Below are 11,236 nucleotides of genomic sequence, written 5' to 3' on the forward strand. Positions count from 1 at the left end.
ATGAGCCACCCCGAGCGCGCACGCGACCACCCCGGGGAGGCGCGGGTCGTCGGTCGCTGGCACCGCGCCTCCCCGGGTCGTCGCGTCGCCGCCGTGCTCGGCGCCCTGGTGGTGGCGTCCACGCTCGTGGCCGCCGGGGCGGTCTCGGTGGCTCCGCACTACGGGGACGGCCGTCCGTGGACGGGGCTCGCGGTCGACGACCTCCGACGGTCGCCGGACGCGACCGGTTGGACGCTCGACCTGGCGGCGACGCTCGCCCCCGACGCCCCGCGGCGCTGCCTGAACTTCTGGACCTCCCCCGCGGTCGACGGACTCGTGGCGGTCGGCACCTCGGTCGACCTGGACTTCGGGGACGCCCTGGGGGCGCCGGCCTGCCGCTCGTACGCGTCCGAGGCGAGCACGAGCCTCGTCGGGCTGGTCGAGACGGCCACGGGCACGGTCCGCTGGGTGCACGACCTGGCCCGCGACGTCCCCGACACCGACGCCCTGAGCATCCCCGCGACGCAGGTCGTCCCCTCGGCCGGTCGCGTGCTGGTCCAGACGCAGACGACGGGGGCGACCGTGCTGGCCGCCCTCGACCTGCGCGACGGCTCGCTCGTCGAGTCGACCCGCGGCCGGCGCGACCTGCCGAGCGTGAGCGTCGACTCGCGGGGACCCCTGCAGTTGCGCACCTTCTCGGGCATCGCGGGGTCGGGCGATCGGTACCAACTCGTCGAGGCCTCGCGTCTGGCCGACCCGGTGTGGGAGGGCGGGGTCGACTCGGGCAGTTCTCCGGCGCTGCTGAACGACGGCGCCCTCGTGTCACGGGGCGGTGAGACCGTGTTCGTCGACGCCGCCACGGGCCGGGAACGTCCCTTCGCGGCCTCACCGGACGAGATCGCCGTGCCGCCCGTCGGCTCGCCCGTGACGACCGGGGACGGGCGCCGCATCGTCGCCTTCGGCATCGAGAGGACCAGGGCCGACGGCACCGTCGAGGCGCTCGACGAGGACGGGGAGGCCGTCTGGAGCCGACCCACCTCCGGGCGCCGCCTGGCCGTCACGCCGTCCTGCGTGGTCGTCGTCACCGACGGCGACACGGCCGCGGAATGCCTCGATCCCCGCGACGGCTCGGTCCGCTGGAGGACCGACCTCGGCGCCCCGTTCGCGGTCGAGGCCGTGCCGGGTCAGCGCGCGACCGACGTCTTCGTCGTCGTGCAGCGGTCGGGCGGGTCGCGCCTGCTCGCCCTCGACGGCGCCGACGGGCACACCCGCTTCAGCTCGTCCGTGGGGCTGCTCGACGACCTCGCGGCGGCGGGCCGGTCGGTGCTCTACCTGCAGACGGAGGACGGTCGCTCCTCGGGGCGGGAGGTCGCGGCCCTCGACCTGGACGACGGTCGGCCGCTGTGGGCGACCTCGTCCTCGGGCACCGTGGTGTTCTGGGGCGGTCATCTCGTGCGCATCGACGACCAGGGGGTCGCCCGACGACTCGTGGACACCGCCCGCGTCGGGGCGACGTCGTGAGGGCGGGGCGTCGTCTCGCCGTGGCCTACGCCGCCGTGGTCCTGGCGACGCTGGCGACCACGGTGCTGGTCGCGCCGACGCAGCCCGAGTACGGGTCGGACACGCCGTGGCAGGGCATCGCCGTCGACGACCTCCGGCAGGAACCCGGCACCACCGGGTGGCGCGTCGACCTCCGCGCCTCTCTCGCCCCCGGAGCCCCCGCCGAGTGCCTCCGCTACCGGGCGACGCCCGTCGCGCAGGGGCTCGCACTCGTGAGCGCGGCCGGGGCCTGGACCTACGGATTCGCCAACGACGGCGACTGCGCCACCCCGACCCAGGGGGTCGGCACGCGCATCGGAGCGCTCGACGTCGACCGCGGCACCTTCCGCTGGGTGCACGACGTCGCCGACGACGTCGCCGGGCTCGGCCTGACCGGCCCGGCACTCGTCTCGTCCGTGACGGCGGTGCACGAGGCGGGACTCGTGCTCGTCCGGGCGTCGGTCGACGGCGAGCAGGTGCTGATGACGTTGTCCGTCGAGACCGGGCGACCCGTCGAGGTGGTCGAGACCGGTTCGGCGGGTGACGGGGACCAGTTCCAGACCGTGGGGGCCGTCGTGGTGACCGGTCGGCAGCAGGGCGTCGGCGGCGTCTACCGCTACGACCTGCGCGACGCCCGTGACCTCGACCGCGTGACGTGGAGCGGACCCGCCTCGACCACGGGCGTCGCCCTCGCACTGAGCGACCGGTTGGTCGTCGCGCGGGCCGACGGCTCGGTCCAGGTCGACCTCGCCACGGGTACCGAGCGCCCCTGGGCGGCACGGCTCGACCGTCTCATCGGCTACGTCGTCCACGACGACGTCGTCTACGCCCCCCGAGGAGGCGCGGCCACGGGACGAGGCGACGCCGGCTTCGTCGCGTTGACCGCCGACGGCGAGCGCCTCTGGAGCTCGGACCGGGACGTCCGGGGCGGCTACTCGGTGACGCGTTCCTGTCTCGCCGTCACCGACGTGCGCGCGCAGACGGTGACCTGCCTCGACCTCGCGACGGGAGACGTGCGGTGGACCGACCCGGCGTCGAGCTCGTCCGCCGTCGACGGCCTGCCCGGCCAGACGGACGACCGCGTCTTCGCGACGGCGACCGCCGCAGGCCCGGGGCCCGTGGTGGTCCGTGCGCTCGACGGCTCCAGCGGCTCGGCCGGCGCCCGCCTGTCGCTGCCCGACGGAGCCGTCCTCGCGGCGGCGGGCCGGACGGTCGGCTACGCCCTGGCCTACGGCACCTCGGGCGGGCGGTCGACCCTCGTCGCGTTCGACCTCTCGAGCGGGCGCGCCCTATGGGAGCACGCTGCGGAGCTGCAGGTCTACGCCTGGGCGGGGCGGCTGGTGGACGTGGACGTCGAGGGGGTCGCGCGGGTGCTGGTCTCCCCCGAGCGCCTCGCCGTCCCGACGGGCTCCTCCGGGGGGTGACGCTTCGCCCGCTCGGTTCGAACACGTGTTCGAATCGGGCGTAGGGTGTCGGCATGAGCCTCCCCTTCACCGCCTCGCTGCTGGACGGCCTGTCCGACGGCCCCGACCTCGCGCCGCTTGTCGGGCGAGTCGACCACCTCGACCTCGGCGAGGGCGCCTGGCTGGACGTCGTCCCGGGCTGGGCGTCGAATTCCGACGCCCTGTTCGAACGTCTCGTGACCGACGTGCCGTGGCGAGCCGACCGCCGCCAGATGTACGACCGGGTGGTCGAGGTGCCCCGGCTCGTCTCCTCCTACGACGCGGGCGACGCGCTCCCCGATCCGGTGCTCGCCCAGGCTCGAGACGACCTCAACGCGTACTACGCGCTCGAGCGTGGCGCCCCCGTCGAGCAGCGCTTCGACCGGGCGGGGCTGTGTTTCTACCGGACGGGCGACGACAGCATCGCCTGGCACGGCGACCACGTGGGGCGCACGATCGACCGCGACACGATGGTGGGCATCCTCTCGCTCGGGGCACCGCGCACGCTCGCGGTGCGGTCCCGATCGACCGGCACGACCCGGCGGTTCCCGCTCGGCCACGGCGACCTCCTGGTGATGGGCGGCAGCTGCCAGCGGACCCACGAGCACGCCATCGCCAAGACCAAGAAGGCCGTCGGCCCGCGAATCAGCGTGCAGTTCCGACCGGTGTGGCCCACCTAGCCCGCCTCTGACGGACCGGCCGGCCGCGCGGACCACGGGGCCGTCGCTCGTATGCTGTGCACACGATCGACGACGAGGTGGACGAGTATGCCGGCAACCCGTGACGACGTGGCGCGTCTGGCAGGCGTCTCGTCGAGCACCGTGTCGTACGCCATCAGCGGGCGACGGACCATCTCCGTCGCCACCCGCCGCCGGGTCGAGGCGGCGATGGCCGAGCTGAACTACACCCCCAACGCGTTCGCCCGGGGTCTCGCCGGAGCACGGGGCGGCATCCTCGCCCTGCACTACCCCTACGGACGCCGCGGCGTCACGTCGTCCGAGTTCGAGTACGTGGCGGCGGCCACCGACCGGGCGAGGGAGCGCGGCTACCACCTGCTGCTGTGGTCGAACCCCATCGACGACGTCGAAGGACTCGGCAGCCTCGTCAGCGAAGGCCTCGTCGACGGCGTGATCCTCATGGAGCTCACCGCGCGCGACGACCGCGTCGCCGTGTTGTCGCGGTCGCGCCTGCCGTTCACGAACATCGGTCGCCCCGACGACGTCGAGGGACTCTGGTTCGTCGACGCCGACTACGACTCGCTGGCCCGACAGGCCGTCGACCACCTCGCCGACCTCGGCCACCGACGCGTGTTCTTCCTCGGTCAGAGCATCCGGGCCCCCGAGCGCGGGTCGGGTCCGCTCGACCGCACGACGAGGGCGTTGCGCGGCCCGGCCGACGAGCGGGGCCTGTCGCTCGAGACGCACGCCGCCACCGACTCCGTCCCGGGCGGCCGCCGGGCCTTCGACGCGTTCGCCGCCTTGACGGCCCGCCCCACGGCCGTGCTGGCGTTCAACGAGATGGCCCTCGCCGGCTTCGTGCAGGCCGCGGCGGCGGCAGGCCGGTCCATCCCGGACGACCTCACGGTCGTCGCGCTGAGCATCGGCGACCTCGCCGCCGAGATGACCTCGCCGCCGCTCACGACCGTCAACCCTCCCGGAGCCGACATCGCCGCCGCCGCGGTCGACGACCTCGTCGACCGCATCGAGGGTCGACGCCACGACGCCCCCCACGTCCTCGTCGCCCCCCGTCTCGTCGTGCGGGGCACGTCGGCCGCCGCCCCGTCGGAACGGACTCGCTAGCAGACGCGGTTGCGCGCCTCCTGCGAGTATGTGACACTCATCGTCGACGCGCGTCGACGACGACGTGCGGCGGACGATCACCCCGACAGCACGGGCCGTCCGTTCTTGCGACTCAATGAGGAGACACCAATGCGAGCATCCCTGCACCGCCGCTTCACGGGCCCCCTGGCCATCCTGGCGGCGTCGAGCTTCCTGTTGGCCGGATGCTCCGGCACGGCCGACCCCAACGACCCGAACGCCGGAGGCGCGGGTGCCGGTGACGTCGGAACCGCCGACGGCGTGGTCAACGTCTACGGCACGATCAACGGCGACGAGGCGACCCTGCTCGAGCAGTCGTGGGCCGACTGGGAGAAGGCCAACGACATCGAGATCAAGTACACGGGCGACAAGGAGTTCGAGAAGCAGATCGGCATCAAGGTGCAGGGTGGCGACACCCCCGATCTCGCGATCTTCCCCCAGCCCGGCCTGCTGGCCGACACGGTCGCCTCGGGCAAGGTACAAGAGCTGCCCGCCGACGCCCTGGCCAACGTCAAGGAGGGCTGGTCCGAGGACTGGCAGAAGTACGGTCAGGTCGACGGCAAGCAGTACGGGGCCCCGTTGATGGCGAGCGTCAAGGGCTACGTCTGGTACTCCCCCGCCAAGTTCGAGGAGTGGGGCGTCGAGGTCCCGAAGACCTACGACGAACTCATCGCCCTGTCCAAGACCATCCAGGAGAAGACCGGCGGCCCGTCGTGGTGCGCCGGCTTCAACTCGGGCGAGGCCAGCGGCTGGCCCGGCACCGACTGGGTCGAGGACCTCGTCCTGCGCGAGGCCGGACCCGACGCCTACGACTCGTGGGTCGCGGGAGACACCGAGTTCACCGACCCCGAGATCAAGGCCGCGTTCGACTCGGTCGGCGACATCCTGCTCGACCCGACCCTCGTCAACGCCGGCTACGGCGACGTGAAGTCGATCAACTCGACGGCCTTCGGAGACGTCGCGACCAACGTGGCGAACGGCAGCTGCGCCCTGACCCACCAGGCCTCGTTCTTCGAGGGCTTCCTGACGGCGGCGAACAACGCCAGCGGACAGCCGGCGACGGTCGCCGAGGACGGCGACGTCTGGGCCTTCCTCACCCCGCCCATGAAGGAAGGCGACCCCGCAGCCGTCACCGGCGGTGGCGAGTTCGTCGCGGCGTTCTCGAACGACGACGACACCGCCAAGGTGCAGGCCTACCTCGCCAGCGCCGACTGGGCGAACAGCCGCGTCTCGCTCGGCGGAGTCATCTCGGCCAACAAGGGACTCGACCCCGAGAACGCCGGTAGCGACCTGCTGAAGGGCGCCGTCGAGATCCTGCAGGGCACCGACACCACCTTCCGCTTCGACGGTTCCGACCTGATGCCCAAGTCGGTCGGCTCCGACAGCTTCTGGAAGGGCATGGTCGACTGGATCGACGGCACCGACACCGACACGGTGCTCGACGAGATCCAGGCCGGCTACACCTCGTAACACCCGCGCCACAGGGGCCACCGCACGTCGGTGGCCCCTGACCCCGCGCCCGCTCGCCGCCCCGCTCGCCGCTCCGAGCGGCGGCGGCGACGGGCCGCGTCCTGCTCGGACCCGAACGTGAAAGGACAGAGATGTCCAGTTTCTTCCAGTGGCTGGCGGGAATCCCGCCCCTGGCGCAGATCCCCTTGATCCTCATCGCCTTCACCGCCCTCGTGGCCGTGGTGCTCGTCTTCGTCGAGTTCGCCCCCCGCCGAGGCACGCAGTACACGATCATCCGACTGGCCGTCTGCGTGGTCGTCCCGGTCGTCGTGCTGCTGGCGTTCGGCCTCTACAACTCGGTCATCTGGGTCGCCGCCGTCGCGGCCGTCCTGGGAGGCGGACTGTTCCTGCTCGACTACCGCTCGAAACGCGGTGCCGGCTACTCGCTGCAGCTGATCGCCTTCATGACCCCGGCCGTGTTCTTCCTCGTCATCGGCCTGATCTACCCGACCATCACGACCGCCGGCCAGGCCTTCATGAAGAACGACGGATCGGGCTTCGCCGGGCTCGACAACTTCGTCTGGGTGTTCACGAGCCCCGACGGCCTGACCGCCTTCGGCAACACCCTCGTCTGGGTGCTGCTCGCACCGATCACGGCGACCGCGATCGGCCTCGCCTACGCCGTCTTCATCGACAAGAGCCGGGGCGAGAAGTTCCTCAAGCTGCTCGTGTTCATGCCGATGGCCATCTCGTTCGTCGGCGCCTCGATCATCTTCAAGTTCTTCTACGACATCCGCCAGGGAGAACAGATCGGCCTGCTCAACGGCATCCTCGTCGCCTTCGGCGGCCAGCCCGTCGACTGGCTGGGGCTCGAACCGTGGAACACGCTGCTGCTCGTGATCGTGCTGATCTGGACCCAGGCCGGATTCGCCATGACCGTGTTGTCGGCAGCGATCAAGGGCGTCCCCGCCGAGCAACTCGAGGCGGCGTCGCTCGACGGCACCAACGGGTTCCAGGCGTTCCGGCACATCACAGTCCCCGGCATCCGAACGACCATCATCGTCGTGCTGACGACCATCTCGATCGCCTCGCTGAAGGTCTACGACATCGTCTCGGCCATGACCGGCGGACGCAACGACACGACGATCCTCGCGTTCGAGATGGTCCGGCAGTTCCAGCTCGGCAGCCGTACCGGCTACAGCTCGGCGCTGGCGGTCATCCTCTTCGTGCTCGTGCTGCCGATCGTCATCTACAACGCCCGCCAGATCCAGAAGCAGAGGGAGATCCGATGACTGCCACACCCACCCCCGTCGGGGTCGCCGTCGGCTCGGGCACCGAGAGACAACTCAAGCGAGGAATCGCGAAGATCGAGACCTCGAGCGGCAAGCTGAAGAAGGGCACGACCAGCCGCGGCGCCACCATCGCCGCGTTGATCATCGCCGTGATCTGGACGCTGCCCACGGCCGGGCTGTTCATCTCGTCGTTCCGGCCCGCGAACGACATCAAGACCACCGGATGGTGGACCGTCTTCGCCAACCCGGGGTTCACGCTCGACAACTACGTGAACGCCCTCAACTCGGGCGACAGCCTCACGCTCGGGAAGGCGTTCCTGAACTCGCTGGTGATCACGTTGCCGGCGGCGCTGATCCCGATCACGATCGCCAGTCTCGCTGCGTACGCGTTCGCCTGGATCGACTTCAAGGGACGCAACACGATGTTCGTCCTGGTGTTCGCCCTGCAGATCGTCCCCATCCAGATGGCTCTCGTGCCGCTGCTGCGACTGTTCTCGGACGGTCTGCGCATCGGCGGTCTGTACATCCTGCCGGGGCTCGGGGTGAACGGTCTCGACGGTTCGTTCGCGAAGGTCTGGATCGCCCACACGATCTTCGCCCTGCCGCTGGCCATCTTCATGCTGCACAACTTCATCTCGGAGATCCCGGCCGAGGTCATCGAGGCCGCCCGCATGGACGGCGCCGGTCACGGGCAGGTGTTCTTCCGCATCGTGCTGCCGCTGTCGATGCCCGCGATCGCCTCGTTCGGCATCTTCCAGTTCTTGTGGGTCTGGAACGACCTCCTCGTGGCCACGGTCTTCACGTCCGGTCAGGGCTTGCCGATCACGAAGGCGCTGCAGGACCTCTCGGGGTCGTACGGCCAGTCGTGGGAGCTGCTCACGGCCGGGGCGTTCATCTCGATCATCGTGCCGCTGATCGTCTTCTTCGCCCTGCAGCGGTTCTTCGTCCGCGGCCTGCTGGCCGGCGCCACGAAGGGCTGACCTCGTCGCAGCACGAGAGACCGCCAGGCGACCGCCTGGCGGTCTCTCGTCACGTCGTCCGGTCTTGCGCCGGGCCGTGCCGTGTCGGACCGTGCCGGGTCGGACCGTGCCGGGTCGGACCGTGCCGGGCCGGGCCGGGCCGAGTCGGACCGTGCCGTGCCGTGCCGTGCCGGACCAGGTACCGGAAACGAAGAAACCGCCAGGCGAGAGCCTGGCGGTTTCTGTCGGTGCTGGTGACCCCAACGGGATTCGAACCCGTGTTACCGCCGTGAGAGGGCGACGTACTAGGCCGCTATACGATGGGGCCGTATTTGCAACTCGTCGAGTATGCCACACCGCGCGAGCCCGTCACAAATCGAGGCACCGGCGCGTCGAGATCGACCCGCCGGACGCGCGTACAGTCGCTGTCATGCGCCTCACGAAGCTCGAACACGCCTGCCTGATCCTCGAGAAGGACGGGCGTAAGCTCGTCGTCGACCCCGGGTCGTTCACGGCTCCCCTCATCGACCTGCACGACGTCGACGCCGTCGTGGTCACCCACGAGCACGCCGACCACTGGACGCCCGACCAGCTGACCCACCTGCTCGCCACGAACCCCGGCGTGACGGTATACGGCCCCGCGGGCGTGGCCACGGCCGCCGAGGGCTTCGACGTGCACGTGGTCGGCGACGGAGACACGGTCGAGGTCGGCCCCTTCACGCTGGCGTTCCACGGCTCGCGGCACGCGGTCATCCACGAGAGTCTCCCGGTCGTCGACAACGTCGGCGTGCTCGTCGACGGATCGCTGTTCTACCCGGGTGACCAGTTCACGGTCCCGCCGGTGCCGGTCGACGTCCTCGCGACGCCCGTCGGGGCGCCCTGGCTCAAGGTGGCCGAGGTGATCGACTACGTCGCGGCGGTCGCGCCCCGACTGGCCTTCCCCACCCACGAGCAGACCCTCTCCGGCCCCGGGCTCGCCATGCACTTCGACCGCATGAAGGCGTCCGCGCAGTCGATCGGTGGCGACGCCGTGAAGCTCGAGGCGCACGAGTCGATCGACCTCTAGCCCCACCCGCGAGGGGCACTCCCCCGACGACGAACCGCCCCCCTCCGGCCTGACCGGATGAGGGGCGGTTCGTCGTCGGCCGCCGTGACTACAGCGTGACGTCGATCTCGCGCAGCGTCTTCGCGTCGATGGCCACGCGCACCTTCTCGACGAGCTCGTCGGGCGCGGGGCTGTCGATGGTCAGGACGCTCAGCGCCTGGCCACCGGCGCTCTGGCGGGCGATCTGCATGCCCGCGATGTTGATGCCGGCGTCACCGAACTCGCGACCGTAGACCGCCACGATGCCGGGGCGATCGGTGTAGACCATCACGAGGTGGTGGGCCGCGAGGGGGACCTCGACGTCGTAGCCGTTGATCTCGACGATCTTCTCGACCTGCTTCGTGCCGGTCAGGGTGCCCGAGACCGAGATCTGCGAGCCGTCGCTGAGCGAGCCGCGCAGCGTGATGACGTTGCGGTACTCGTCGCTGGTCGGGTCGGTGAGCAGACGCACGGTGATGCCGCGCTGCTCGGCCAGCAACGGGGCGTTCACGTAGCTCACCGACTCGCTGACGATGTTCGTGAAGATGCCCTTCAGGGCCGCCAGCTTCAACACGCTGACGTCGTACTCGACCAGGTCGCCGCGCACCTCGACGTCGACGCTCGTCAACGGGCTGTCGGCGAGGCCGGAGAACACCTGACCGATCTTCTCGACCAGGGGGATGCCGGGTCGCACGTAGGGGTCGATGACGCCGCCGGCCACGTTGACCGCGTCGGGGACGAGCTCGCCGCCGAGTGCGAGCCGCACCGAGCGGGCCACCGAGACGCCGGCCTTCTCCTGCGCCTCGTCCGTCGAGGCACCGAGGTGCGGGGTCACCACGACGTTCTCGAGACCCAGCAGCTTCTGGTCGACCGGGGGCTCCTTCACGAACACGTCGAGTCCGGCACCGGCGATCTCGCCGGTGGTCAGGGCCTCGTACAGGCCGTCCTCGTCGATGAGGCCGCCGCGTGCGACGTTGACGACGAAGGCCGACTTCTTCATCGCCTTCATCTGCTCGAGGCCGATCATGCCGGTCGTCTCGGGGGTCTTGGGCATGTGGATCGTCACGAAGTCGCTCGTGGCGAGCAGCTCGTCGAGCGACAGCAGCGTGACCCCGAGCTGCTGGGCGCGGGCCGGAGTGACGTAGGGGTCGTAGGCGACGACGTTCACGCCGAAGGCCTGCAGGCGCGCGGTGATGAGGGCGCCGATGCGGCCGAGGCCGACGATGCCGACCGTCTTCTCGTAGAGTTCGACGCCCGTGTACTTCGACCGCTTCCACTGCCCCTGGGCCAGGGCGGAGTGCGCTGCCGGGATGTGACGCGCGAGGCTGAGGATGTGACCGACCGTCAGCTCGGCGGCGGAGATGATGTTCGACGTCGGTGCGTTGACGACCATGACGCCGGCCGTGGTGGCCGCCTTGATGTCGACGTTGTCGAGCCCGACGCCGGCGCGCGCGACGACCTTGAGCGACGGGGCGGCGGCTATGGCCTCGGCGTCGACCTTCGTCGCCGACCGCACGAGGATCGCGTCGGCATCGGCCAGGGCGGCCAGCAGTGCGGGGCGGTCGGTGCCGTCCACCGATCGCACGTCGAAGTCGGGCCCGAGGGCGTCGACGGTTGCGGGTGACAGTTCTTCTGCGATCAACACGACGGGCTTGGCCACGGGGCGGACGTCCTT

9 protein-coding genes and 1 tRNA gene are annotated in these 11,236 nt (G+C 70.8%); 8 read left to right on the forward strand and 2 right to left on the reverse strand.

The genetic code is table 11. The annotated features are described in order from the left end of the window. From ACIOSR_RS03400 to ACIOSR_RS03430, 7 genes are all read left to right on the forward strand, one after another. Positions 1-1,500 carry a PQQ-binding-like beta-propeller repeat protein gene (locus tag ACIOSR_RS03400; RefSeq protein ID WP_402751838.1) on the forward strand — a complete coding sequence of 500 codons (1,500 nt, stop codon included), beginning with the start codon at positions 1-3 and terminating at the stop codon, positions 1,498-1,500. Next, positions 1,497-2,942: a hypothetical protein gene (locus ACIOSR_RS03405; RefSeq protein WP_402751839.1), complete on the forward strand. Its 1,446-nt coding sequence runs from the start codon at positions 1,497-1,499 to the stop codon at positions 2,940-2,942. The genes ACIOSR_RS03400 and ACIOSR_RS03405 overlap by 4 nt, the downstream gene beginning before the upstream one ends. 53 nt (positions 2,943-2,995) lie before the next feature. Continuing rightward, the gene (locus tag ACIOSR_RS03410; RefSeq protein WP_056046233.1) at positions 2,996-3,640 is read left to right on the forward strand and encodes an alpha-ketoglutarate-dependent dioxygenase AlkB; all 645 of its coding nucleotides are present in this window, start codon (positions 2,996-2,998) and stop codon (positions 3,638-3,640) included. 87 nt (positions 3,641-3,727) lie between these two features. After that, positions 3,728-4,759, forward strand: a complete 1,032-nt coding sequence (locus ACIOSR_RS03415; protein ID WP_402751840.1) for a LacI family DNA-binding transcriptional regulator — start codon at positions 3,728-3,730, stop codon at positions 4,757-4,759. A 129-nt stretch (positions 4,760-4,888) separates the two neighbouring features. Next, positions 4,889-6,247: an ABC transporter substrate-binding protein gene (locus tag ACIOSR_RS03420; RefSeq protein ID WP_402751841.1), complete on the forward strand. Its 1,359-nt coding sequence runs from the start codon at positions 4,889-4,891 to the stop codon at positions 6,245-6,247. A 131-nt stretch (positions 6,248-6,378) separates the two neighbouring features. Continuing rightward, positions 6,379-7,518 carry a carbohydrate ABC transporter permease gene (locus tag ACIOSR_RS03425; RefSeq protein WP_056046238.1) on the forward strand — a complete coding sequence of 380 codons (1,140 nt, stop codon included), beginning with the start codon at positions 6,379-6,381 and terminating at the stop codon, positions 7,516-7,518. After that, positions 7,515-8,498, forward strand: a complete 984-nt coding sequence (locus tag ACIOSR_RS03430) for a carbohydrate ABC transporter permease (RefSeq protein WP_043593968.1) — start codon at positions 7,515-7,517, stop codon at positions 8,496-8,498. Before ACIOSR_RS03425 ends, ACIOSR_RS03430 begins: the two co-directional genes overlap by 4 nt. A 231-nt stretch (positions 8,499-8,729) precedes the next feature. Here the strand turns inward: ACIOSR_RS03430 and ACIOSR_RS03435 are convergent. Next, positions 8,730-8,805, reverse strand: a tRNA-Glu gene (locus ACIOSR_RS03435). A gap of 102 nt (positions 8,806-8,907) precedes the next feature. Here ACIOSR_RS03435 and ACIOSR_RS03440 point away from each other — a divergent pair. Beyond that, a complete protein-coding gene (locus ACIOSR_RS03440) occupies positions 8,908-9,543 on the forward strand; it encodes an MBL fold metallo-hydrolase (RefSeq protein WP_267658710.1) in 636 nt (211 codons plus the stop codon). A gap of 88 nt (positions 9,544-9,631) precedes the next feature. Here the strand turns inward: ACIOSR_RS03440 and serA are convergent, their stop codons facing one another. Next, positions 9,632-11,221 carry a phosphoglycerate dehydrogenase gene (gene serA / locus ACIOSR_RS03445; protein ID WP_402751842.1) on the reverse strand — a complete coding sequence of 530 codons (1,590 nt, stop codon included), beginning with the start codon at positions 11,219-11,221 and terminating at the stop codon, positions 9,632-9,634. Positions 11,222-11,236: the final 15 nt, after the last annotated feature.

Origin of the sequence: Frigoribacterium sp. NPDC087798 (assembly GCF_044742985.1) — a bacterium.
In the GTDB taxonomy this organism is placed as follows: domain Bacteria; phylum Actinomycetota; class Actinomycetes; order Actinomycetales; family Microbacteriaceae; genus Frigoribacterium.